Below are 23,741 nucleotides of genomic sequence, written 5' to 3' on the forward strand. Positions count from 1 at the left end.
CTCCTCACCTCCACTGTCGGACTTCACCTGAACCCGCCACAGGGCACGAAGTCCTGTCATCGACCTACCGCAACGGCCTGGAATGTCCTGCCACCACGGGTCTTCCGACTCTGCTGGCGTGCCGAGCTGGTTGAAACAGTTGGCACAGGGCGCTGTACGACCGTTCTGAGGAGGAACAATGTCGTCGCAGTTGCACGTCGGCGCGGAGACAGAAGCGAGAGCGGAACCCGAACGCGGTAAGACCGTGCGGCGGACGCTGGGTGCTGCCGTCCTGATGGCTGGAGCGGGAACGACGTATCTGGTGGCGCGAGAAGGTGTGTCACCTTCTCAGCTCGCGTGTTCGGTGACAGTGCTGATGCTGACGCTCGTCAGCTACTTGCTGGTGGATCGTGGCACCTGTCGACAGCGGGCCTCGGCCGCCTTCGCAGTCGGCTTGGTCGCCATGCCTGTGGGCGTTGGGATCGGCGTGCCGCATCTGGTCAAGACTGGTGTCCGGTTCACCACCTTCGTCGGCCTGCTGGTTCTCCTCGGCGGATTGGTATCGATCTGTGGTGGCGGTGCGTTACTGGTACGGCGCACGCCGGGCTGGCAGTGGGCGCTCGTAGTACCGGCGTTGCTCGCGACTGCGTTGGTGGCGCTGAGTTCGCTGGGCCAAGCGGTTGCAGCCACGAACGTGCCGCGGACGGACCTTGGCGATCTGACGCCGGCCGACTACGGCTTGCCCTTCAGCGAGGTCGGCTTCACTACGGCTGACGGCGTTCCGTTGGCTGGTTGGTATCTGCCCTCCGCAAACAGGGCGGCGGTCGTTCTGCGGCACGGGGCAGGCTCGACTCGATCGGATGTTCTCGCTCACGCGGTCGTGCTGGCCGGGCACGGGTACGGCGTACTGCTTGTCGATGCGCGCGGACACGGGCGCAGTGGCGGCCGGGCGATGGACTTCGGCTGGTACGGCGACCAGGACATCACGGCGGCCGTTTCATACCTGCAGAGCCGCAAGGACGCGGACGACGAGCGGATCGGTGCGGTCGGACTCTCGATGGGCGGTGAGGAGGCGATCGGCGCGGCCGCCGCCGACGACCGGATCCGGGCCGTCGTCGCGGAGGGGGCGACGAGCCGGGTGGCCGGCGACAAGGCATGGCTGTCGGACCACTTCGGTTGGCGCGGAAGACTTCAGGAGGGCCTCGAGAGGCTGACGTACGGCGCCACCGATCTTCTGACGGCTGCCCGCCCACCCGTCGAGTTGCGCGCTGCTGTGGCTTCCAGCCGAAGTCCGGTGCTCCTCATCGCAGGTGGCAAAGCACGGGATGAGGCGGAGGCAGCCGCGTACATCCAGGCAGGCTCCCCGGCAACTGTCAGAGTGTGGATCGCGCCACGAGCCGCCCATAGCGCAGCCTTGGCCGACAACCCAGCCGACTGGACCCAGCACGTGACCGAGTTTCTGGCCGGCGCCCTCCACCCGAGGAGGGCGACCTGATCACTCCGACAGCGATCCTCGAAGCGGTGGAGGTGAAGGCTGCCGACGGACGGTGGGCGATGACGGCGTTAAGTCGGTATCGGGTTTGTGAGTTGCTGGACATTCCGCCGTACGGGTCGTCTGTCGGGGCGCTGGAGGGGGACCCGGTGGCTCTGCTGGAAGAGGCGGCGCAGTACGTCGACAAGATGCAGGTGTCGATGGATGAGTTGAGTTGGCGCCTGGCGGTGGCAGACGCCCTGCGGTCAGCCGCCTCGGACATTCGCGCGGTGCGGGATGCGCGCGACGTATGAGGATCTCCTGCGTGTTGCGCGCCGAGCGGCGATTGACGTCCATCAGGAGACGTTCACCAAGTCGGTCCGCGACCTCATCGCGCCCGGCGAGCTGCACGCGGTCGCGAGCTAGCGGTGGGGTTGGGCCGGCGTCGTCGAGGGCGGTGGCTACCGCTTTGCGGAAGGGCGTGAGACGGGCTCCAGGTCGGGGTGTCTGTGGGAACGGGAGCTGCGGCCTGGTCGACCTGGTTGAGGAGGGCTTCGGTTGCGTCGCAGGTGGGTTTGTAGCGCTGAGACGAGTGGTGGCCATCTGGCGGGCGACTTTGATGCGGCCGGTTTGGATAAGTCGCCGGAGGTCCGGCGCGCCGTCGGGTCACTGCGACGAGGTTGGGCATCCCGAGATTGACAACACCGCTGGTGGCGCGGATCCGTGCGGCGGGTCGTCGACGCACAGGAACGAGCCGGTCTTCCCGACGACGCTCGCCAACTGGCGCATGAGATCGCCCAACCGCTAGAGCGCGCAGAGGGGTTGATGCATCTTGCGCGTTCGTTCGCAGCGGATGGGAGACATGGTGATCGCTGCATGCCGTACCGGTGAGTGCGGAGGTCAGCCCTTAACCCTGTGTGCGGAGATCTGCCGCGTCTGTCACGACGTGGGAATGGCGTCTCAATGTCTCGCGGGGGCTTGGCGGATCGACCATAACCCAGGCAGAGGGTGGACTACGTTGGTCGAGATCAACCCCGACGGTAGTGGTTAGTCTCGCGCAGCACCAACGGGGCGCTGTTGAAACGGCCAGTGCGTGATTCATAGCCAGACTCGCGACGGATACCCGAGCTAGCTGTCAGCCGGCTAGGTCTGGCTATGCTGCAGAACCACTCACTGACCAGACTAGATCGGGTAGCGATTGGGCGCTTGAACCTCGTGGCGTGGACCGCCGTGGTCCAACTAGGGGAGGTGAACCACTGGGTTGCCTTTCCTGCGAGCGTCCGGAGGCCTCAGAGGATCCCTGAGGCCTCCGGCGGCCTTAGGCAGGAGGCCGGCTCCGGTTTCTAAGGATGAAGACAATGAGGCTCAGTTGGAAGATCGCCATCACTGTTAGGACGACCAACCAGACCCAGGAGCGTTCCGTCGCCGCAAAGATTGCGCCAGTCAGCATGGCGATCAGGAACACTGCGGCAATCGTGATGCTGAAGATGTGCCAGCGGTTGCTGCGAGCTGTCAACATGCTGCCCATACTGCAGCAGCGCCCACGAGGAACGCACCACCGACGATAAGTCCTGCAGGACCAAGAGCTACCTCTCCGACCAGCAAGCCAGACGCTACCTCGGCGCCCTCAACCGTCCCAGTGACGAAGGACGCGATTCCGCCATACGCCAGGAGGTCGTCTCCGCAGCCCCGTCCCGCAGGATCAAGGTGGTTGATGGGGTTGCCAGCGACGTAACCGTAGCGGCTTGCTGCATCCGGCTGCAGTAGCAGGTCCACAGGGTCGATGGACGTCCAGTTGGCCGTGGTGGTGTCGTGCCAGCGTTGGCCGTGTTTGATCCAGCCGGTGTTCTCGTCGAGGAGGCCTTGGGTGTAGCGGTAGGGGTTGGTGGCGGCGGAGGTGCCGGTGGCGGTGAGTTGTTTGCCGGCGGGGTCGTAGGTGTAGGTGGCTGTGATGGCGCCGGCGGCGTTGATGAGGCCGATCGGGCTGCCTTGGTTGTCGAGGGTGTAGTAGTCGGTGCCGCTGGGGCCTTGGAGTTCGATGCGGCTGCCGGTGGGGTCGGTGTCGATGTAGGTGAGTTGGCCGTTCTTGGTGAAGGACTGGATGGTGGGGACCCCGTTGGCGTCGGGCAGACCGTAGACGTAGCTGGTGGTGCTCGACCCGGTGGTGGTGGACACCAGCTCGTTCTGGTCGGCGCCGGCCCAGACATAGCTGCTCGAGCCGCTCGATCCGTTGTCACGGCTGGTCATCTGGCCGGGCGCGTTGTAGGTGAGAGTGCCCTGGGCTGGATCAGCGGTGCGGCGGCCGAGTTTGTCATGGTTGTAGCCGCTGCTGCTGATCTGGTTGCCGGTGTTGTAGGTGAGCGTCTGGGTGGTGGTGCCGTCGACCTTGACGCTCGTGCGGTTGCTGTTCTTGTCGTAGGTGTAGGCGTAGTCGTGGCCGCCGTAGTTCGATACCGCGGTGAGGCGGTTGGAGGTGTCGTAGGTGTAGATGGACCGCGCGGCGGTGAGGTTGTTGACGCTCCACCGGATGTGGCCGGTGTCGGTCGAGGCCGACGCGGACGGGCAGGCCTGCCCGGCGACATACGGCGAGTAGCAGTACGACGTGTCGAACGTCTTGGTGGCGTCGTTGGACGCGCGGGCGGTCCAGGTCCGGGAGATCCGGCCGGAGGTGTCGAAGGTCGTCTTGGTGTGGGCAGCGAAGGTGGTGTGGGTCGTGTTGGTGTTGAACCAGGTGTCGGTGCGCTTGCCGTTGTTGTCGTAGGCGAAGGCGGTCTTCTGGCCGTTCGGGGTCGTCATCTGGGTGACCTGGTTCGCGGCGTCGTAGGCGTACGTCGTCGTTCCGTGCCCGTCGGTCTTCGAGATCAGGTTGCCCGCTTTGTCGTAGTCGTAGGACAAGGTGCCGCCGCCGCTGGTCGCAGTACGGGTCTTCACCCGGTTCTGGGCGTCGTAGGTCCACGTGGTGGTGCCGGAGGCGTCGGTGCGGGTGAGGACATTGCCTTCGCCGTCGAAGGTGGACACGACCTGCGGGGTGGAGTCGGTGAACTTGATGGTCTTGACCCGGTCGCCGCGGTCGTAGTTGTAGATCGTGCCGAACCCGACGCCGGCATCGATGCTGTAGAGCCGCCCGAAACCGTCGTAGGCCAGCGTCTGGTTGCGCAGCGTCGACCCAGTAGCGGGCGCGATCGAGGTGATCTGGTGGTCGGCGTTCTCGGTGTAGTCAGTGACGTTACCGACCGGATCTTTGGAAGTGTCCACGGTGCCGTCGGTGTTGTAGGTGACCGACGCGGTCGTCGTCGCGGCGGTGTTGGCCGAACTGAGCGGGTTCCCGGCGCCGTCGTAGGTGAACGTTTTTGCGTTGCCCTGGAAGTCCGTACCGCCGGACGGCAGGAACTTCGCCGCGCCCGTGTTGGAGTACGACGCCGACGACGTCGCGCCGGTGGGGGCGGTGACATTGGTCAACGACTCGCCGCCGTTGACGGTCGCGTTGTGGCCGAACGTGGTGACGCCGCCGACGCCGTTGGTGGAGGTCGCGACATCGGCGAACGGCGTGTAGGTGCGGTCCCGGGTCCGGCCGAGCGGGTCGACGACCTTGGTGACCAGTTCGCTGCTGCTCAGCGTGTACGTCGTGAGCGGGCCGCCGGTCGGGGCGGTGTTGTTCGGGTCCGCGACGTAGGTCTGGTTCGAGGAGTAGTACGTGAACCGGGTGACTGCGTCCCCGGCCGGATTCTCCTGGGTCACCGAGATCACCCGGTGGGAGGTGTCGTAGTCGAAGTAGGTGTAGTGGCCGTCCTCGTTGGTGATGCTCGAGAGGTCACCAGCGGATGAATACGCCAGCCGGATGCTCTTCGAGGACGGATCACTGACCTTCGTCAGCCGGCCACCCGTGTAGGTGTAGCTCGAGTTCCTCAGGGTCCCGTCGTCGCCGGTCTGGGCGATCGTGGCCAGCGTGCTGCCCGACCAGGTCAACGTCGCGGTTTTGGCTCCTGACCCGCCGCGGGTGGAGACGATGGTGGTGAGCTGTCCAGAAGCGTAGGTGAACGTGGTCGCCTGGCTGTTGCGATCGGTGATCTTCGTCAACCGACCGGCCGAGTCGAACGTCGAGACCGCGTTGCTCGCATGATCGGTGACCGTCCAGCCCGACGCGGTCTTGACCATCGCGACCTTGAACCCGGCAGGCGACGTGTAGGTCGTCGAGGTCGCCGGCTGGAACAGCCCCTGGCGTCCCTCGGGCGCCAGATAGAGCACCGAGTTGTCGCTGTTCAAGATCAGCTTGGTGTCCTGACCGAGCCGCATCGACCAGCCCAAACCACCCGCCCCCGACGGCGCCGCGGAACCAGACGCGAGGGCGAGGCTGTTGTAGGTCAGGCCGAGCTCGACATCAGTACTGATGCCCGGCAGCGTGATCTCTGTAGTGGTGACCAGCAGGTTGCCGGTGCCGACATCGACCGACGCCGACACCCGATCCGAGACCGCGAACGGCACTCGCGTCGCCGACGGTCTCGGACCCGTCAGAACCGGCGTGAGAATGACCTCTGTACCAGCGTGCGCCGGCGACACAGCCAAACCTGTTGAAAGCAGTAACAGCGCCGCCGAGACCGCAACGGCCGAACGACGCCTGGGCGAACTTGCAGACATGCAGAAACCCCCAGTAGAAGGACGGAACTGCGTCGCCGGACACGACCCCCGAGCCGAACGACGCCCATCCGAAGCTGACACAGCAGGCACTTACGATCCAGAGTTCGATCCTGTGAATCACTTGCAACAAGATGCAATTCGCATGCTGGGCGGACCATCGGTTCACGCGATCTGCTCACGCGTGTCCTGCTCGCCGCACCACTTATGCTCGCGGCCTGTCATCGAACGATCTTGGAACGAACTCAAGGAGTGGACCGCGGCCCGGGTGCGCCGATACTGCTTGCTGCTGTCTGCGTAGAGCCGGACTCGGGAACAGAAATCAATGCGTGGAGACGGTGTAGTCGCCGGATTGGGCGTGTGCGTTGGCCGGTGGTCTGTCGCCCAGCAGGATGCGGCTGGTGATGCCGTAGCGCTCTCGATATGCGGCAACTTGGATGAGGACCTCTCGTGAGATCCGGCGGCGACTCGGCGGCGGCGCGGTCGGGAGCCAGGCGGCGCTCTCGCCGCGCTGCCGCCAACGCGCTGGCCGAAGCGCCGCCAGAACCGTGACCCGAGCCGTGACGCAAAGCCGTAACCACGAGACGCATCCCGTCACCCTTATGGCCCACTCCGAGCATTGGGCGGGCCTGGGCAACAGAGCTGGCCTCCACCAGCCAATCAATACCTGGCTTATCAGGCCTCTCGGGTGGCCTCGGGGATGTGCGATGCGCGCGGCGGTGCAGTGGCTGTTACGGCGCGCCTGCGTCGAGCGTGCGGTAGCGCATGACGGCGGCACCTCCGTCGAAGATGCGGGCCGAGGCCAGCGTCAGGGCCAGGTCGCGGGTGAGGTGGTCGAACAGCCGGGGGCCCGATGCGAGGACGGCCGGGTGGATGACGAGGAGGTATTCGTCGATCAGGCCGGGTGAGTCGGCCAGCGGACCGAGGGTTCTGGGACCGAATGAGGCGATGATGTCGGCGCCGTCGCGCTCCTTGAGCTTCTGTAGATGCTCGACGGCGTCTCCCGACCTGATCTCGCGACGCGTGCTGGGATCGGCGCCGAGGGTGTGGGAGAGCACCACCTTCTGCATGGCGCCAAGGAGCTGGGCGAACTCGAGGCTGGCGGGGCTGTTCTGGACGTCGCTGTCCGGTGAGGTGCCGGCCGCGACCTGCTCCCAATATGGCACCACGACTTCGTACAGCTTGCGGGATCCGACCCAGGTGTCCGCTCGTGCGAACGTCTGGTTGAGGTAGGCGGTCTCCTCCTCGCCCCACGCGAAAGGCTGCCAGAACCGTCCGTCCGAGGTGCTGATTCGACCGTCCAGCGTGGTCTGCATGAGGACGGTGAGCTTGCGCATGAGTAGTCCCTTCGTTGTCCTTGGTGTGTTTCAGTCGATCGCGAGCGTCGCCACGGCAAAGGCGGAGATGCCGATGCGGAGCCGGTGAGCTCCGCCGCGGTGCCCGTGGCTCGATGATTACCGTCAGGCGGTCCGCTCTGAAGGTCCACTCGTCGAGTGGCGGATTGGACCATTTGGTTGACTGGGCCTCATGCCTGCCGACTGGAGCCGTGACTCTGCGGAGCTGGTGATTGCGTTGGACCGCACCGGCATCTCTTTTGCGCTGCAGATCCAGGGGCACCTGCGTGACGCGATTCGTGAGGGCCGTCTGGTCGCGGGGGAGCGGCTGCCGTCCACCAGGCGGTTGGCCGACCAGCTCGGGGTCTCGCGTGGCACCGTAGTGGAGGTCTACGAGCAACTGGGGGCGGAGGGGTACGTCGACTCCGTGGTCGGGTCGGGCACCCGGGTCGCCCGGATTCCCGGCATTCAGCGCCCTCGCACCGGCGTTCCGGCCGCCGCGGCACCACGACCGAACATTCAGATCGACTTCGAGTACGGCATCCCCGACCTCGGCTCGGTTCCGCTGCGCGACTGGGTCTGGGCCGTGGGCGAGGCGACGCGAACGCTGCCGACGGCCGGGCTGGGAGATGAGGAACCAGCCGGCTCACGCCACCTGCGCGAGGTGGTGACCGCCTACCACCGCCGGGTGCGGGCCGGGTGCGCGACGGCAGACGACGCCGTCGTCGTCGGCGGCTTCCGCCAAGGTTTGGCGTTCACCCTCGCGGTGCTCGCGCGGTCCGGCATCGAGGTCCTCGCCCTGGAGGATCCCGGCCCCCGTGAGCACGACATCATCGCGGAGCGCGCCGGACTCAACGTCGTAGCGGTTCCGGTCGATGCCGAAGGGCTGAACGTAGCCGCGCTCCGGGCCAGCCGGGCGCGAGCCGTGCTAGTCACCCCGGCCCATCAGTGCCCCACCGGCGTGGCCCTCAGCCCGACACGCCGTCGCGAACTCGTTGCGTGGGCCCACGAGGTCGACGGCGTGATCCTCGAGGACGACTACGACGCCGAGTTCCGCTACGACCGGCAGGCCGTCGGCTCCCTTCAGGGCCTGGACCCCGAGCGGGTGTTTGCCCTCGGCTCAGTGAGCAAGACGATCGCGCCGGCAATCCGGATCGGCTGGGTTCTCGCACCGCCCCGCTTTGTCGAAGCCCTCAGCGAGGAAAAACAGCTGAGCAGCCGGGGCGCACCCGGGCTCGACCAGGAGGCGCTGGCCCTCCTGATCGAGTCGGGGAGGTTCGACCGGCACCTGCGGAGGGTGCGCGAGCTCTACCGCAAACGCCGCGACACCCTTGCCAAGGAAGTGGCCGCCGTCTTCGGGCCAGACCGCCTCCACGGGCTGGCTGCCGGCTGCCACGCCGTGCTCCAGCTTCCCCTCGATGTCGACGAGGACGCTGTCGTGGAGTCTGCCCAATCCCTAGGGGTCCGCGTCACCGGTCTACGTCCTTACCGGCTCACGTACCCCCCGGCCCCGCCAGCACTGCTCCTTGCCTTCGGCAACCTCTCCGAGCACCAGCTCGTCCGTGGTGTGCACGCCATCGCCGAAGCCGTCCGGCGCTCCAAGAGCCCGAAAAGTAGGCAGATCGCGTCATTGAGCCTCTCGACCATGCCGGGCGGTCGGACCCCCGTGAGGCACAGATCGCCCGGCTCTCCCCGCTCAAGCACCGCAACCTGAACCTGCTCGGCCGCTACAGCTTCGCCGCCCGATCTGGGGTTCCCCGCTGGAACAGATGTCGGCGTGACCCATCCAGCAATGACTACTTGGTGAGCTGTTGCTTGGTGGGAGGCGTGATGACGGCCTTGGTGCCGAAGTTGTCGAAATGAACCGAGAACGCGTTCTCGCCGGTGCCGTAGTTGAGCTCACGAAGTAGGCCGTTGGAGTCGAGCAGGGCGCTCACCGGCAGTGTCTTTTCTTTCGCGGCCTCCTTGGCGGACAAGAAGGGGCCGTAGATCTTGTTGTCCGCGGCCGCCTTCCTGAGATCGAGAAGCATGACGTAACGAGTCGTGAGCACCTCACCTACATACGGCCCGGGCGAGACGGCGAACTGGCTCGAGTACGGCGCCCCGTCCAGCAGTCGCGACGACTCGACCAGCTTGCGGTAGAGCAGGATGATCCCGTTGGTGGTGAGGGCCTGGCGTCCTTTGGCCTTGGGGTCGTACTTCTTCCACTTGGCCTTGCTCGACAGCGGGCCATCCGTGTAGAAGTACTGACCACCCACGCCGATGACCGACCCGTCGGCACCGCTCAGCGAGAAGTCCTCGCCGGCACCGGTGAGCTTGACCGTGGTGGTGAGGTGCTCGTCCTGCTCGTACTGCCAGGTGATCGTCATCCGGTACGTGCCCTGCTTCTTCAGCGCGGCCTGCACCTGCTGGCCGATATTGGCTCGGGTCAGCTCGACCGGCGTAGGGCTGACGATCGGCTTGCCACTTGTCTTGCTCGCCGTGGGGGTGGGTGCAGGTGCCGCGGAATCGGCGCCGGCCCCACACCCGACAGCCAGCACCAACCCCCCGCTGCCGGCCAGCGCGATGATGATCTTCTTCACAGACCGCATCATCGCAGCCGCGATCCGTCATCGCCCCGTCGATTGCACCTAGTTGCAGAAGCAGATGGTGCCAAGGACAGGGGTCCGATCGCATTCACCGGTGATCGGTCGGTCGACCTTGGCTGTGACAGAGTTTGGTGAGTGGATGAGCCGATACTGCCGGAGCCGTTCGAGATTCGGGTCGACGAGTCGGTTCTGGGTGATCTGGCTGACCGGTTGCGGCGGACGCGGTTTCCTGAGCCGACACCGGCTGAGTCGTGGCACGCCGGGATCGACGTCAGCTACCTCAAGGAGCTGGTGACCTACTGGGCCGACGGATTCGACTGGCGTGAGCAGGAACGGCGACTGAACGCCTGGCCGCAGTACAAGGTGTCACTGGACGGTGTTCGGACACACTTCGTGCACGTCCGCTCCGGCAGGGATGGCGCTCTGCCACTGGTGCTGGCGCACGGCTGGCCGAGCTTGTTCACGGAGTACCTTCCACTGGCCGAGAAGCTGAAGGACCGCTTCGATCTGGTCATTCCGTCGCTGCCGGGCTTCGGGTACGCCGAGGCACCGGCCGAGCCGCTGACCCGGAAGTGGATCGCCGAGCACTGGCACCGGCTGATGACCGACGTGCTGGGCTATGAGCGGTACGGCGTCGTAGGTGGCGACATCGGCGGGGATGTCGTGCACTGGATGGCCGGGCTGCACCCGGATTCCGTCGCCGGCCTGCACACAATCCATCCCAAGGTGTCGACCGATGGTGGGCCGCTCTCGGAGGCGGAAGAGGCCTACGTCCGGCAACGCGACATCGACGAGGAAGCGTTGGATGGTGGCTACAGTCATGTGCAGGCGACCCGCCCGGACACTCTGGCCGCGGCGTTGATCGACTCGCCCTCCGGACTTGCCGCGTGGATTCTGGACAAGTTCGACTCCTGGGGCGACGGCCGCATCTACGAGGCCTTCGACCGCGACGAGTTGCTCACGCTGCTCACCTTGTACTGGAGCACCGGCTGTATCGGCTCTTCGCTCCGCACCTACTACGACTATCCCAAGAACCCGCCACGTCCGCGCATCGCCGTACCGGCAGCCGTCACGTTGAGTGCTGAGGACCTCTGGGTCGCCGGCCCTTCGTCAGTTGGCTACCCCCGCGAGCTGGCCAACCGCAGCTACGACGACCTCCGTAGCTGGCACGAGCCAGGCAGCGGCGGCCACTTCTTTGCGCTTGAGCAGACCACGCTGTTCGCCACCGACATCAGAGCCTTCTTCACCTCCTTGGAACCAACGAATTAGCCTCCCGGACGTCGCCCACCCCTTGCGGCGCTGCGGCGGCCGGTGAACCGGTCGCCACGCTCGTCCTGATCCGGTGGTTGCCGCGCTGGAGCCTCGTATGTAACTAACTATTGATTTACCAATCGGCTCGCAGTACGTTGGTAACTGTTCAGTTAGATACAGCTAGCAAGGAGGAGTTGGCATGACGACCACACTGATCACCGGAGCGAACAAGGGGCTCGGGTACGAGACGGCTCGTCAGTTGGTGGCTGCGGGGCACGTGGTTTATGTGGGGGCTCGCGATGCGGAGCGCGGGGCTCAGGCGGCCGAGCAGTTGGGGGCGCGGTTCGTCCAGATCGACGTCACCGATGACGCTTCGGTCGCTTCGGCGGTCAAACAAATCGAGGCCGACGGTGGACTGGACGTGCTGGTCAACAATGCCGGGATCGAGGAGCGTACGGCCGACGGCGGATTCGTGGCGGCCGCGGACTTGACGGCCGACAACCTGCGGACGGGTTTCGAGACGAACGTCTTCGGCCTCGTTCGCGTCACCCACGCTTTCCTGCCGCTGCTTCAGCGTTCGGCAGCTCCGGTCGTCGTGAACGTGAGCAGCGGGCTCGGGCTGACGCGGGACCTGGCCGCCCCGGATGCGCCCGCGCGGTTCTACCCCGGAATCACCTACCCGGCGTCGAAGGCGGCGGTCAACATGATCACGGTGCAGTACGCGAAGGCGTTCCCCGGCATCCGCATCAATGCCGCGGACCCGGGCTTCACCGCCACCGATCTGAACCACCACACGGGAACGCAGACGGTCGAGCAGGGGGCCGCGAGCATCGTCCACCTGGCCCAGGTCAGCCAGGACGGCCCGACCGGCGGCTTCTTCGACGCCAACGGGCCCGTGGCCTGGTGAGGACCTGCCTGAGCTCGACTCGCCCACAGGTAAGGTGATCAGCATGTCCGGGGCGGCCGCGCGGAAACCACGTCCGCGCAACGCGGAGGCGACCAAGGCATTGTTGCTCAAGGCAGCGACTGAAGAGTTCGCCGAGTACGGACTCGCCGGCGCGCGGATCGACCGGATCGCCGAACGCGCCGGCGCCAACAAGCGCCTGCTCTACGTGTACTTCGGTGACAAGAATCAGCTGTTCGACGCCGTCGTACAAGAGCAGACCGACGCGGTCCTCGAAGCTGCTCCGATGGACGAGGGTGACCTGTGTGCGTTCGCGATCGCCCGCTTCGACTACGTGCTGGCCAACCCCGACGCGCGACGGATCGCTGCCTGGCGCAGCTTCGAGCAGACCGAGCCCGCCGAGGGGGAGCGCGCGGCATTCCGGGCACGAATCGAAGCAGTCGAGAACGCGCAACGTGCGGGGCGGATCCGGACAGACATCCCGGCGGCGGACCTGTTCGCGTTCGTCTTGCGCATCACCGAGAGCTGGCTGAGCGCCCCGCCCGCACTCAAAGCCGCCGGCGGTGGCGATCCGCTCTCCCCAAAGCGGATGCAACAACACCGCGCCGCCCTGCAGGCCGCAGTACGCAGCCTCGTCGGACAACCGTAGGCGCTCGAGCGGGCTGCCCATACCAGCGCTCAATTGAACGAGCGTGCACCGTCATCGCCTTATGAGTGTCGGTGCAGATCGTCGGCGCCTAGATGGGCGGTCAATTCCTGATAGGAGACGTCCAGGGGACGGGTGGTATCGAGAACGAGGCGATGACCGGTGCGCGGCTCGTACTCCGCCATCATCCGGTGCACCTGCGCCCAGGAGGGATAAACCCAGCCGGGCAGATCGCTCAACCGGGTCTCGACCCTGCGGCGGTGCTCGATGATGTCGGAACACACCGTTTCGATCACCACATGGTCAGCACCGACGGCCGCCGCCAGGTCACGCCACCCGTTACGAGCCTCGGTTACCGGATTGACGGCGTCGGCAATCACCGTGAAGCCACGCCGGAGATGATTCGCTGCTACGTCGTGGGCCACGCTGTAGGCGGCAATGCCAGTCTGTTCAGGAGTCAGACCGTTCCGGCGCATGGCACCTTCGATCTCATCGATGCGCAGCCACACCGCCTTGATGTCAGCGGCAAGCAGACCGGCGAGTGTCGACTTGCCGGTACCGGGCAGTCCGCCGAACTCGAGCAGCAATCCTTTACAAGTCATGCTTGTCCCTTCACTCGCTTTACAGCCTGTATAGTCATTCGCTATACACCGTGTCAAGGGAGGAGTGGCGCATTGGGCACCGACGGCCGACGTGCCGCTGCGACAGCGGCAACCCGCCGCGGCATCATCGACGCCGCTCGGGAACTACTGGCGACGCAGCAGTGGCAGCACTTCACCATCGAGGCTGTCGCCAACCGTGCCGGGGTGACCCGGGTGACTGTCTACAACCAGGTTCGATCCAAGCGCGGACTGCTCGACGCAGTGCTGGCCGATCTCACTGAGCGCGCCGGCATGGACCAACTCCTGACGGATACAGAACACCTGAGCGCTGGTGATGCGTGCACCGAGATCGTGCGGCGGACATGCCGGTTCTGGCACTCCGAGCGCCAGCTTCTTCGGCCGCTGTTCGGCCTGGCCGGTGTCGACCGCGAAGTCGGCTCCATCCTGTCCGACCGCGAACAATGGCGTGGCAACCAGATGGAGCGTCTGGTACGACGCCTCGCAGCGGAGACCACGACTGAGTCAGAACTCGACCAGGCTGAGGTTCTGGCCGCCGTGACCGCCGTGACGTCATTTGTCACCTATGACGCGTTGGGCGCCGTCGCCGACGATCCAGATCGGGCCGCCTTGTTGCTCAACCGCCTGGCACGCAGCCTCACCGGCTGAGCCCGACGACCGCAGGCGCGCGTCCGCCTTAGCGCGTTTCGGCGGAAACGATTGAAGGGGCAACCTTTTTGTTCTGGGTGGCAACTAGGGGTGTACCGACGAGGGCGAGCCGTGGATAGCGGCGCTGCGCCCTCTGTGCCAACACCCGATCGGAGCACTACGTGCCACCAGAAGACCCGAGATCCGCCGAGCCGTCGTTGCCCCGCCGTAGCCGGATGCGGCATTTTGTCGTGGGGGCGGTGGCGGTGCTAGCCGCCTCGGCAGGTGTGGGCGCCGTGACGCCAAGCGCGGGCGCCGCGCCGACCGTCCGCATCAGTGTGGATGCCGGTACGTCGTTGGGCACTGTGCCCAGCAGTGGTATCGGCCTCAACACGGGCTTCGGCGACGACCATATGGGGACTGCCGAGGTGTCATCGCTGATGAAGGCCGCGGGAGTTCGGCAGCTGCGCTATCCCGGCGGCTCCGGCGCGGACGAATACCACTGGAAGACCCACACGTACGGCGACGGCAGCGGCTGGATCCCTTCCAATACCGACTTCGACCACTTCATGGCCACCGCGAAGAGGGTCGGCGCCCAGCCGATCATCACCGCGAACTACGGCTCCGGCACCCCCCAGGAGGCCGCCGACTGGGTCAAGTACGCCAACGTCGACAAAGGTTGCGGCGTGAAGTACTGGGAGATCGGCAACGAGGTCTACGGCAATGGGCACTACGGCGACGGCAAGGGCTGGGAAACCGACAAGCACGCCGACAAGAGCCCGACGGCGTACGCGAAGAACCTGATCGCCTACGCGAAGGCGATGAAGGCCGTGGACCCGAAGGTGAAGATCGGAGCGGTGCTCACGACCCCTGGCGGCTGGCCGGATAAGGAGAAGGCCCCCGGTGACAGCGCCGACTGGAACCACACGGTGCTGTCCATCGCGGCGAAGTCGATCGACTTCGTCATCGTCCACTGGTATCCGGGCGGCACCACCACGGCCGACCTGCTGAACACCCCCTCCCGGATCGGCGGTGTCAGGTCCGAGCTGCGCTCGCTGATCTCCACGTACGCCGGATCGCGTGCCGCTTCGGTGGAGATCGCGGTCACCGAGACCGACGCCGTCGGCTCGCCCGCTTTGACCAGCCAGGCCGCGGCCCTGTTTGCGCCGGACACCTACATGACCTGGTTCGAGCAGGGCGCCAACCACGTGGACTGGTGGAACCTGCACAACGGCTCGGGCGAAGCACCCACCACCGTCAACGGCGAGACCGACTACCGGGACGGTGGTGTGCTCTCCGCTGGAACCTGCGCCGGGGGGAAATGCGAACCGGCCCGCGACACGCCCTTCCCGACGTACTGGGGCATCCGCTCGCTGACCGCGCTGGCGAAGCCTGGCGACACCATGGTCAAGTCGTCCTCGGGCAACTCGTCGGTTGCTGTGCACGCGGTGCGGAGCAGCACCGGCGGTCTGAACGTCATGCTGATCAACAAGAGCCCGCAGAAAGCGGCGCCGGTGTCGCTCTCGTACGCCGGATTCACCCCGGCGGCAGGGCCGGTCACTACCGTTTCGTATGGCAAAGCAGGCGCCGCCCTGACGACGGCGAAGCGGGGCACGGCGGTCGCCCAGACGTTGCCGCCGTACTCGATCACGACTCTTCAGCTGAAGCCCGCGTCGAGGACCGCTGGCGCTGAAAAGCCGACGCGCGCCGCCACACAACCCGGCTCGACACCACGCGCCTCGACACCGACCGGCCCCACACGGACCGCGCCAACACTGACCGCCACCTTGCCGGTTGTCGGCGCATCAGGCACGACCGGCACCCGCGCGCAAGCGGAGGGCGGCGCACCCGTCGGCCGGCTGGCCCCGAGGAGCGCGTCCAGGGGCCTGGCTTCCACCGGGGCGAGCAGCGCTGTCACGTACGGCGCCATCGGTGGCCTGCTGCTCATCGCTGCCGGCGGCGTGCTGGTACTTCGCGGACGTCGCCGCAGGGCTCTGCACGGGAAGTGAGACCGCGTGAGTAACTGACGGCTTCGTCACGTCCGAGCTGACCCCGACCGCGCCGACGATATCCCGACGCGGGACACGGCATCGGCACACTCTTGCCGTTTCAGCCCGAAACGCCGATCCCGGAAGTAGCCGGGCGAACCCCGCAGGCCAATCAGTTGGCCCTGGCGAAAGCCTGGCCCACCACCATCGCCTTCGTCCTCACACACTCCCGCTGACGCACCTGACGGAGATCCACCTGACGCCGACACCCTTGGGGGCCGAGTGTGGCCTTCTTAGTCGAGGGGGGCGTTGGGGGTGACGAAGACGATCTTGCCGTTGATGGGGGCGGTGGCGGCTTCGGTGTGCACCTGCGCGACTCCGGCCAGCGGCACGCGGCGGGTCGCGCCGAGGTGCAGCTTGCCGGCGTCGACGAGGGTCACCAGCTCGGCGAGTTGTTCGGCGTCGGGGCGGAAGAAGAGGTTGATTCCCCGTACGCCGCGGGCCTCGTCGGACGCAGCGGGCATCCACACGGTGGTGTTGACCAGAACGCCGCCGTCCCGGATGACCGCGGCCTGGGCGGCCATCTGCTCGGGGGCGATCGGGGCGAAGTTGAGTACGACGTCGACCGGCTCGGACAGTTCGGGGATTCCTGGGCCGTGGATCTCGTCGGCGCCGGCCACCTTGGCCTGCTCGGAGCTGTGCGGGCCAGTGGTGGCGATCACGTACGCGCCGGTGTTCTTGGCCAGCTGTACCGCGTAGCCGCCGACCACGCCGCCCGCGCCGTTCACCAGCACCCGCTGGCCGGCGGTCAGCTTCGCGTGCTCGAACAGCGCCTGCCACGCGGTGAGGCCGACGAGCGGTAGTCCGGCGGCGTCCACCAGCGGGACGCTCGTGGGGGCTGCGGTCAGAATCTGGGCAGGGGCTACGGCGTACTCGGCGGCCGCGCCGGTGCTGGTCAGCGGCAGCGCGCCGATCACCCGGTCCCCGATGGCGAAGCCGGTCACATCCTCACCGAGCGCGTCGACCGTGCCCGCGATGTCGATGCCGGGGGTGTGCGGCAGCCGGACCGGGATCGGGCCCTGCATGACACCGGCGCGGATGTTGCCCTCGACCGGGTTGAATGACGTCGCCGCCACCCGGACCCGGATCTCGCCGACGCCGGGGACCGGCTGGTCCGCGTCTTCGTAGTGCAGGACCTCGGGGGTGCCGTACTCGTGGAAACGTACTGCCTTCATGGCGGACCTCGTCTTCCTGATTTGGGTGTGTGCTCTGATAGCCGGCTCAGCTGGTCACTGCCGGTCGGCAGAACCCTGTTCGGCCACTCAAGCGTTGCGCAGGAAGGGACGCGGATGAATGCTCTTGTCATCCACGGTATGAGAGACCATGGATAAGACAGTCAGGCCTCGTCGCGGGCCATGGCGACCAGCCGCTGGAGCTTCGCCTGGCTCGGTGATCCGGGCTCGGCCATGAAGACCAGCAGATCCTGGCCCTCGTCGGGATCCACCAGCCGCCGGCTGTACAACTCCAACTCGCCCACTTCGGGATGCCGGTAGCGTTTGAGCTCGTGGTGATGGGTGACGTCCACCTCGTGCCGCCGCCAGACCTCCGCGAACTCAGGGCTGACCGCCAGCAGCGCCTCGACGATCTCTCCGGCGGTGCCTGCCGGTTCGGTCGTGTACGCCGCCCGCAGGTCCACGGTGAAGACCCGGCCGCGTACGTCGTGGTCCTCGGGCGGATAGATGGCACGCTGGGCCGGGTCGGTGAACCAGCGATAGACCAGATAGCGCGACAGGCCGTCGAACCGGGTGTAGTCGCCGAACAGCGCCTTCGCCGCGCGGGTCTGCAGCAAGGCCTCCCCGAATCGGGAGAACACGATCGCGGGCGTGTCCGAGAGCTGCTCCGCGATGGTCCTGATGGCCAGACTGACCCGGTCGTCCGGCGGAGTACGCCGCGGAGCCGCGTGCCCGCCGAGGGCGAACAGGTGCTCCCGTTCACCCGGGCTGAGCCGCAGGGCCTGGGCCACGGCGGCCAGCATCTGCTCGGACGGCATCGGGCCACGTTTCTGCTCGAGCCGGCTGTAGTAGTCGGCCGACATGCCGGCCAGCACCGCGACCTCCTCGCGCCGCAACCCACCGGTACGACGCCGGGCGCCTCGCGGCAGCCCCACCTCCTCCGGCTGCAGCGCTTCCCGCCGGGCTCGGAGGAAGTCCGCCAGCAATTCACGGTCCATCACTTCAGCCCGCCTCAGTCGGTCCGGTTGCGCCACCTTCATGCCTTCGCGGGATTCTGATCGTCCTGTTCTTCCGCCCAGGTGTTCGCCCATTCGTTGAGCGGTTGGAGGGCCTGACTGAGGGCTGCCCCCAGGCGAGTGAGCTCGTAGCCGTCGGTTGAGGGGGCGATGATCCCGCTTGCCGTGAGTTCGCGAAGCCGCTGGTAGAGGACGCTGGATGACATTCCTTCGCACTGTGCCAGCAGCGCGCGGGCGCCGAGCGGCCCCGCACGCAGCTCCCAGAGAACGCGCAGCGCCCATCGACGGCCGAAGAGGTCCATCGCGGCCATGATCGGAAGGCCGGTCGTCGATCCTCGAACCGGCCTGCCTGGGCGCGGCGTCGGCATGATCCTCCTTGCGTTTCGTTATTCGAAACACTAGCATCCCTGCATGTTTCGAATTTCGAAACAATCTCAACGGTTCACTTCGTTCCAGCACTGGAGGTTCGATGCCCAAGGGCTACTGGGTCAGCGTTTACCGCACCATTTCAGACCCTGAGAAGCTGGCTGCTTACAACGAGTTGGCCCGTTCGGCCGTCCTGGCTTTTGGCGGGCGGACCCGCATTCGTGGCGGTCAGGTTGTGGCGTACGACGCCGGAATCGCCGAGCGCACCATCCTGGTCGAGTTCGACAGCTTCGAGCAGGCCGTCGCGGCACGCGAGAGTGCGGCCTACCAGGAGGCGCTGGTCGCCCTCTCCGACGGCGTCGAGCGCGACTTCCGCATCGTCGAAGGCGTCGACTGACGGAGGTCCGGCCGGAGGTTCGTTGGGGAACTGATATAGTTCCTGCATGGAAGGAAATGATTCGGTCTGGAGCATCGTCCGGTCGCTGCACCGGGCGGCGCAGGTGCAACGACGGGGTGCGGCGGCTTCGAAGATCGGTCCGGTCGCTCTCGGCGTACTGAACCTGGCTGCGCAGGGCGCCGTGCGGCCGAGCGTGGCGGCGGAGGAGCTGGATGTTCCACCGCAGTCGGTGACACGGGCGGTCGCGGAGCTGGAGGCGGCCGGATGGGTACGCCGCGTCGGTGACGCCGCCGACGGGCGGGCATATGTGATCGAGGCGACCGCTGCCGGGCGCCGGGAGCGTAAGCGGTTCCAGAACGAGTTGATCGCGCGCTTCTCGAGTCACCTCGCGGGCTGGAAGCCTGAGGAGATCCGTCGGTTCGCCGGCCAGCTCGACAGCCTGGTGACTTCGCTCGCCTCCGACCTGCCCGTCCATCCGAAGCCGGAGCGGAAGCCGAATGCGTGGAGGACCTTGTGATGACCACGGGCGATGACGTCGAGGTGATCGTCGTGGGCGCGGGGCTGACGGGACTTGCTGCGACGGCGTTCCTCGCGCAGCAGGGGGTTCGGGTGCTGACGGTCGATCAGCATCCGGGTACTTCGGTGCATCCGAAGGCGCGGCTGGTGAATGTCCGCTCCATGGAGCTGTATCGCGCCTTGGGAGTCGAGTCGGAGGTGCGTGCGGCAGGCGAGCCGAACAGAGGTTTCCAGGTCGCCGGCACCCTGGCGGCTGACTGGGAGCAGTGGATCGCACCGCCCGCGGACGAGTCGGATGCTGCAGGTCTGAGCCCGACCGTCGCGTACTCGTGTGACCAGCAGCGTCTGGAACCGATCTTGCTGCGACGCGCGCGAGAACTGGGCGCGACCGTTCGGTTCGACACCACCGCCGTCCTGACTGAGCCCATCGACGGGCAGCCGACGGTCACCTTGCACGGGAAGGGCGGCGAGGAGACCGTCGTACGCGCTCGGTTCGTCATCGCCGCCGACGGGGCCCGCAGCACCATCCGCACGCGGCTCGGTATCGCGCTGCGCGGTGAGAAGGTCGAGGGTGAGTCGGTCAGCGCCGTCTTCCGGGCCGACCTCGAACCGGCGCTGCGCGGGCGGCAGGTCAACGCGATCATGTGCCGCGATGCAGCCGCATTCCTGTTCGCCCGCGGTACCGAGAACGACCGGTCCTGGCAGCTCGGCACCTACCTGCGGCCCGGATGGGAGGCGCTGGCGCCGGACGCGCTGAGCGACCAACTGACCGAGATCATCCGAGCCGCCACCGGCCTGCCGGACCTGCGTCCGGTGATCGAGGACACCGCACGGTGGACGACCGGCGCCTACGTCGCCGACCGATTCACCGTCGGTCCGGTGTTCCTGATCGGAGACGCGATCCACATCATGCCGCCGTACGGCGGTTTCGGCGGCAACACCGGGGTGCAGGATGCCCACAACCTCGCGTGGAAGATCGCGGCCGTGTGCCGCGGCGATGCCACCGACGCCCTGCTGGACACCTATGAATCCGAACGGCGACCGATCGTCGAACTGACTGTCGAGCAAGCCCTGCTGCGCTCCCGGAAGACGCCGGGGCAAGCACCACCACCGGCGCAGATCGACGCCATCGGTATCGCGCTCGGCTTTCACTACGGACGCGACGGCGGCGTCCCGGTCGAGAATCCCGTCAACCCCAGCGGAGAACCAGGGACGCGGGCACCACACGTGCTCCTTGCCGACGGCCGCAGCACCATCGACCTCCTCGATCCCGTCCGCTTCACTCTCATCGGGCCTCACACCAGCCGCGTACTGCGGGAACTCGCCGAGCATCCGACCGACCTCGTCGCGACCGCCGCCGTCGACGCCAGCGTCCTCGACTCATCTCAGCGCAAACGCTGGGACGGCATCTACGAGACGAACGGGACCGGCGGCCTCCTCGTCCGACCCGACGGCGTCATCCAGGCAAGGATCGAAACCAGCTCCGACCTGCACGATGCGCTGGCGATGGACCAGTCGGTTCAAGGTGCTTTCTAGCTGGTGAGTGTTTCGGCCAGCCAGTCGAAGGAGAATCGCCCGGAGACGGCATGTTCGACTCCGGGCACGAGATCGGTTCGGAAGCGGTCGGTGGCGGCGAGGTCGGTGTAGGCCTTCGACACCGCGTCGACGGCCTGCCGGAAGCCGGACGCGGGGAAGATCGGATCGTCCGCACCCAGTTCGAGGAAGAGCGGCCGAGGCGCCAGCAATGCCAGTAGATCAGGCTGGTCGGCCACGGCAAGCAGTCCGGGAGCGAAGTTGCACGCACAGTGTCGTACCGCCAGAAAGCTGTCGGCAAAGGTGTTGGCGAAGCCGCAAAGCACGCCGGCCTTGATTCGTTCGTCCAGCGCCATGGCGATCAGCGACCACAGCGAGCCGCCCGAATGACCGAAGACGCCAACACGATCGGGATCGACCTCGGGATGCGCCAGCATGGCATCGACCACCCCTGACAACTCCGCGACTCTCAGGCCGGTCAGCGTGTAGCCGCTCATCAGCAACTCCATCGAGAGCCGATAGCAGGAACTGGTTGCCTCCGGGTCGTAGACCCGATCGACGTCGGTCATCCGTTCACCGAAGCCCACCACGTCGGGCGCAACGACGACCAGCCCTTTGCGGACAAGTCGTACCGCGAACCGACCGTACAGATCGTTGCCGTCGGCATCAGGTACGCCGTCGGGTCGCAACCCGATGATCTGCCGGCTCCCATATCCATGCCCGTGCACCGCAAGCACCGCGGGCGCCGGACCGCGCAACCCAGCTGGGACAAGCACATAGGCGTTGAACCGAACTCCGGGCAACACCTCGAGCTCGACCCGATCACGCCGGTAGCCATCACACGCCACCCGGTCGACCAGCGACATCACCGGAACCGAGGACCGGTCGAAGGGAGCCACCAACGACCGCAAATAGGCCATCCGCTCCGCAGCCGAAACGCTGCCGCGCGCCACCGCCGCGCGAGCCCTCAACCCGGCCAACACTCCGTCGACCCCTTCACCCATCTCCGCATCTTAGACACGAACCCCCAAGGCCCGGCCTGCAAAGCTTTGCTGAGCCGGCTTCACCTCGGTTCGGGGGACGGGAGTGTTCCCCGGATCCTCGCGGCGTGGTCCGGGACCAGGGTCTGCATCTCGCGCGGCGTACGTTCGTAGCCCTTGGACGGAGGTCGTGGCGGTAGTTCGAGCGGCGGTCGCTGGACCTCGTGGTAAGGAACGGTCGACAGCAGGTGCGCGATCATGTTGATCCGCGCCGACCGCTTGTCCTCGCTTTCCACGACGTACCACGGTGCCTCCGGTACGTCGGTGTGCACGAACATCTCGTCCTTCGCGCGCGAGTAGTCCTCCCACCGAGCGATCGACTCGAGATCCATCGGGGACAGCTTCCAACGGCGCATCGGGTCCTCGAGCCGGCTGCGGAACCGCTTCTCCTGTTCGTTGTCGCTGACCGAGAACCAGTACTTGCGCAATTCGATGCCTTCTTCGACCAGCAGTCGCTCGAAGATCGGGCACTGGTGCAGGAATCGCGTGTACTCCTTGTTGGTGCAGAACCCCATCACGCGCTCGACACCGGCCCGGTTGTACCAGCTGCGGTCGAACAGCACGATCTCCCCGGCTGCCGGGAGGTGCTCGATGTAGCGCTGGAAGTACCACTCGGTGCGCTGCCGTTCGGTCGGGGCCGGCAGTGCCGCGATCCGGGCGACGCGCGGATTCAGGAATTCGGTCACGCGTTTGATCGTGCTGCCCTTGCCGGCCGCATCCCGTCCCTCGAAGATCACCACCACCCTGGCGCCCTCGACCCGGACCCACTCCTGCAGCTTCACCAGTTCCGCCTGCAGGCGCAGGAGTTCCCGCTCGTACAGCTTCTTCGGCATCCGGCCGCCGGCCTTGGCCGACTTGCGCTGGTTCATCCGCTGCCCTCCGCTCTCGTCCTTCGAGCATGGCAGACCCGCCTGCCGATGGGGCCCGGAATCGCGGGACCAAAGACCCTGGTAGGTCCTCCGGCCGCCGACCAGACTCGGCAACCAGTGCAGGCGATGACGTAGCAGCGTCAGGAGGCGGTCGACATGATCGGTTTGTCAGCAGGGGAGCGGGCCCGGCTGGAGGAGCAACTCGGCGAGCCGCTGCTGACCTCCGATCCGCTGATCGACATCAAGCAGACCTCGGTCGTCCTCGGCCTGACCCCCGCCGTCGTGCGGAGTCTGCTGCACTCGGGGGCACTGCCTCGCGAGAACGCAGCGGACGGCCGGCTCCTCACGCGCACGATCCGGTTGGCAACGGTGCTCGCCTGGGCCAAGTCCCCGCCCCGGATCTCCGTAGCCGCCGCGTCCGGCATCCTCGGCGAGTCGCGCACGGCCGTTCACCGGCTGACGTCGGTCCGGTTGCTGACCTGGTACGGGGGCCCGTTGCCGCTGGTCCGCGACGAGGTCGAGGACCTGGCCCAGCAGCGACTCGACTGGCTCACTTTGGCACAGGCTGCCGGCGCGCTGGCGATATCGCCAGAGAAGGTCCACCGGCTGCTGGCGTCGGGCGAGTTGAAGCACACCGGCGACGTCAGCCGACCGGTCGACAAGGCACAGGTACCGTCGCCGGAGCGTACCGCCGTACCGACCTGATGAGCGCAGTACCAGTGGCCTGACCAC

The 23,741-nt window shown here is 66.6% G+C and carries 23 protein-coding genes; 13 read left to right on the forward strand and 10 right to left on the reverse strand.

What is annotated here, in order from left to right:
* Positions 1-178: 178 nt before the first annotated feature.
* Genes DIZ26_RS03820 through DIZ26_RS38535 form a run of 3 tightly spaced genes read left to right on the forward strand, consistent with a single transcriptional unit; the run spans position 179 to position 1,876 of the window.
* Positions 179-1,474, forward strand: a complete 1,296-nt coding sequence (locus tag DIZ26_RS03820) for an alpha/beta hydrolase (protein ID WP_112237764.1) — start codon at positions 179-181, stop codon at positions 1,472-1,474.
* A gap of 59 nt (positions 1,475-1,533) precedes the next feature.
* The gene (locus DIZ26_RS03825; protein WP_112237765.1) at positions 1,534-1,764 is read left to right on the forward strand and encodes a hypothetical protein; all 231 of its coding nucleotides are present in this window, start codon (positions 1,534-1,536) and stop codon (positions 1,762-1,764) included.
* Entirely contained in the window at positions 1,748-1,876 is a 129-nt protein-coding gene (locus DIZ26_RS38535; protein WP_269815372.1) for a hypothetical protein, read from the forward strand. The genes DIZ26_RS03825 and DIZ26_RS38535 overlap by 17 nt, the downstream gene beginning before the upstream one ends.
* An 892-nt stretch (positions 1,877-2,768) precedes the next feature.
* Here the strand turns inward: DIZ26_RS38535 and DIZ26_RS03830 are convergent.
* The 3 genes from DIZ26_RS03830 to DIZ26_RS03840 all read right to left on the reverse strand — a co-directional run bounded on the left by DIZ26_RS03830 (position 2,769) and on the right by DIZ26_RS03840 (position 7,419).
* On the reverse strand, positions 2,769-2,969 hold the full coding sequence (locus DIZ26_RS03830) for a hypothetical protein (protein ID WP_157979573.1): 201 nt from the start codon (positions 2,967-2,969) through the stop codon (positions 2,769-2,771).
* The gene (locus DIZ26_RS03835; RefSeq protein ID WP_198675884.1) at positions 2,963-5,932 is read right to left on the reverse strand and encodes an RHS repeat-associated core domain-containing protein; all 2,970 of its coding nucleotides are present in this window, start codon (positions 5,930-5,932) and stop codon (positions 2,963-2,965) included. Before DIZ26_RS03835 ends, DIZ26_RS03830 begins: the two co-directional genes overlap by 7 nt.
* Before the next feature lie 881 nt (positions 5,933-6,813).
* The gene (locus tag DIZ26_RS03840) at positions 6,814-7,419 is read right to left on the reverse strand and encodes a dihydrofolate reductase family protein (protein WP_112237771.1); all 606 of its coding nucleotides are present in this window, start codon (positions 7,417-7,419) and stop codon (positions 6,814-6,816) included.
* Between the two features lie 190 nt (positions 7,420-7,609).
* Between DIZ26_RS03840 and pdxR the strand changes: the two genes are divergently transcribed.
* Positions 7,610-9,130 (forward strand): MocR-like pyridoxine biosynthesis transcription factor PdxR, encoded by a 1,521-nt coding sequence (gene pdxR, locus DIZ26_RS03845; RefSeq protein WP_112237773.1) that lies wholly within the window; start codon positions 7,610-7,612, stop codon positions 9,128-9,130.
* A gap of 82 nt (positions 9,131-9,212) precedes the next feature.
* Here pdxR and DIZ26_RS03850 read toward each other — a convergent pair whose 3' ends face one another.
* Positions 9,213-9,998, reverse strand: coding sequence for a hypothetical protein (locus DIZ26_RS03850; protein WP_112237775.1), 786 nt, complete (start codon positions 9,996-9,998; stop codon positions 9,213-9,215).
* 141 nt (positions 9,999-10,139) lie between these two features.
* Between DIZ26_RS03850 and DIZ26_RS03855 the strand changes: the two genes are divergently transcribed.
* The 3 genes from DIZ26_RS03855 (at position 10,140) to DIZ26_RS03865 (ending at position 12,808) form a co-directional block, all read left to right on the forward strand.
* Positions 10,140-11,273, forward strand: coding sequence for an epoxide hydrolase family protein (locus DIZ26_RS03855; RefSeq protein ID WP_198675885.1), 1,134 nt, complete (start codon positions 10,140-10,142; stop codon positions 11,271-11,273).
* Between the two features lie 181 nt (positions 11,274-11,454).
* Positions 11,455-12,162 carry an SDR family NAD(P)-dependent oxidoreductase gene (locus DIZ26_RS03860; RefSeq protein ID WP_112237777.1) on the forward strand — a complete coding sequence of 236 codons (708 nt, stop codon included), beginning with the start codon at positions 11,455-11,457 and terminating at the stop codon, positions 12,160-12,162.
* Positions 12,163-12,205: 43 nt separating this feature from the next.
* Complete coding sequence (locus DIZ26_RS03865) at positions 12,206-12,808, forward strand: TetR family transcriptional regulator (protein WP_112237779.1); 603 nt, start codon at positions 12,206-12,208, stop codon at positions 12,806-12,808.
* Between the two features lie 59 nt (positions 12,809-12,867).
* Here the strand turns inward: DIZ26_RS03865 and DIZ26_RS03870 are convergent, their stop codons facing one another.
* Positions 12,868-13,407 (reverse strand): AAA family ATPase, encoded by a 540-nt coding sequence (locus DIZ26_RS03870; RefSeq protein WP_198675886.1) that lies wholly within the window; start codon positions 13,405-13,407, stop codon positions 12,868-12,870.
* A gap of 72 nt (positions 13,408-13,479) precedes the next feature.
* Here DIZ26_RS03870 and DIZ26_RS03875 point away from each other — a divergent pair, with 72 nt between their 5' ends.
* Positions 13,480-14,073, forward strand: a complete 594-nt coding sequence (locus DIZ26_RS03875; RefSeq protein ID WP_157979574.1) for a TetR/AcrR family transcriptional regulator — start codon at positions 13,480-13,482, stop codon at positions 14,071-14,073.
* 275 nt (positions 14,074-14,348) lie between these two features.
* Positions 14,349-16,061, forward strand: coding sequence for an LPXTG cell wall anchor domain-containing protein (locus DIZ26_RS03880; RefSeq protein ID WP_198675887.1), 1,713 nt, complete (start codon positions 14,349-14,351; stop codon positions 16,059-16,061).
* A gap of 272 nt (positions 16,062-16,333) precedes the next feature.
* On the opposite strand, the gene DIZ26_RS03885 is transcribed toward DIZ26_RS03880, so the two are convergent.
* The 3 genes from DIZ26_RS03885 to DIZ26_RS03895 form a co-directional block, all read right to left on the reverse strand.
* Positions 16,334-17,275: an NADP-dependent oxidoreductase gene (locus DIZ26_RS03885; protein WP_112237787.1), complete on the reverse strand. Its 942-nt coding sequence runs from the start codon at positions 17,273-17,275 to the stop codon at positions 16,334-16,336.
* A 161-nt stretch (positions 17,276-17,436) separates the two neighbouring features.
* On the reverse strand, positions 17,437-18,270 hold the full coding sequence (locus DIZ26_RS03890) for a helix-turn-helix transcriptional regulator (protein WP_112238546.1): 834 nt from the start codon (positions 18,268-18,270) through the stop codon (positions 17,437-17,439).
* Between the two features lie 38 nt (positions 18,271-18,308).
* Entirely contained in the window at positions 18,309-18,656 is a 348-nt protein-coding gene (locus DIZ26_RS03895) for a winged helix-turn-helix transcriptional regulator (protein ID WP_198675888.1), read from the reverse strand.
* A gap of 101 nt (positions 18,657-18,757) precedes the next feature.
* On the opposite strand from DIZ26_RS03895, the gene DIZ26_RS03900 reads away from it, so the two are divergent.
* The 3 genes from DIZ26_RS03900 to DIZ26_RS03910 are packed head-to-tail and all read left to right on the forward strand — an operon-like array spanning position 18,758 to position 21,103.
* Entirely contained in the window at positions 18,758-19,051 is a 294-nt protein-coding gene (locus DIZ26_RS03900) for a DUF1330 domain-containing protein (RefSeq protein ID WP_112237791.1), read from the forward strand.
* 46 nt (positions 19,052-19,097) lie between these two features.
* Entirely contained in the window at positions 19,098-19,568 is a 471-nt protein-coding gene (locus tag DIZ26_RS03905) for a MarR family winged helix-turn-helix transcriptional regulator (protein ID WP_112237793.1), read from the forward strand.
* Entirely contained in the window at positions 19,568-21,103 is a 1,536-nt protein-coding gene (locus tag DIZ26_RS03910) for an FAD-dependent monooxygenase (RefSeq protein ID WP_112237795.1), read from the forward strand. Before DIZ26_RS03905 ends, DIZ26_RS03910 begins: the two co-directional genes overlap by 1 nt.
* On the opposite strand, the gene DIZ26_RS03915 is transcribed toward DIZ26_RS03910, so the two are convergent.
* Complete coding sequence (locus tag DIZ26_RS03915; protein ID WP_112237796.1) at positions 21,100-22,104, reverse strand: dienelactone hydrolase family protein; 1,005 nt, start codon at positions 22,102-22,104, stop codon at positions 21,100-21,102. The two genes, DIZ26_RS03910 and DIZ26_RS03915, sit on opposite strands and share 4 nt — an antisense overlap.
* Positions 22,105-22,163: 59 nt before the next feature.
* Complete coding sequence (ppk2, locus tag DIZ26_RS03920) at positions 22,164-23,009, reverse strand: polyphosphate kinase 2 (RefSeq protein WP_112237798.1); 846 nt, start codon at positions 23,007-23,009, stop codon at positions 22,164-22,166.
* 156 nt (positions 23,010-23,165) lie between these two features.
* Here ppk2 and DIZ26_RS03925 point away from each other — a divergent pair, with 156 nt between their 5' ends.
* Positions 23,166-23,714 (forward strand): hypothetical protein, encoded by a 549-nt coding sequence (locus DIZ26_RS03925; RefSeq protein WP_112237800.1) that lies wholly within the window; start codon positions 23,166-23,168, stop codon positions 23,712-23,714.
* Positions 23,715-23,741: the final 27 nt, after the last annotated feature.

The organism is Kribbella monticola (assembly GCF_003261635.1).
Taxonomy (GTDB): Bacteria; Actinomycetota; Actinomycetes; order Propionibacteriales; family Kribbellaceae; genus Kribbella; species Kribbella monticola.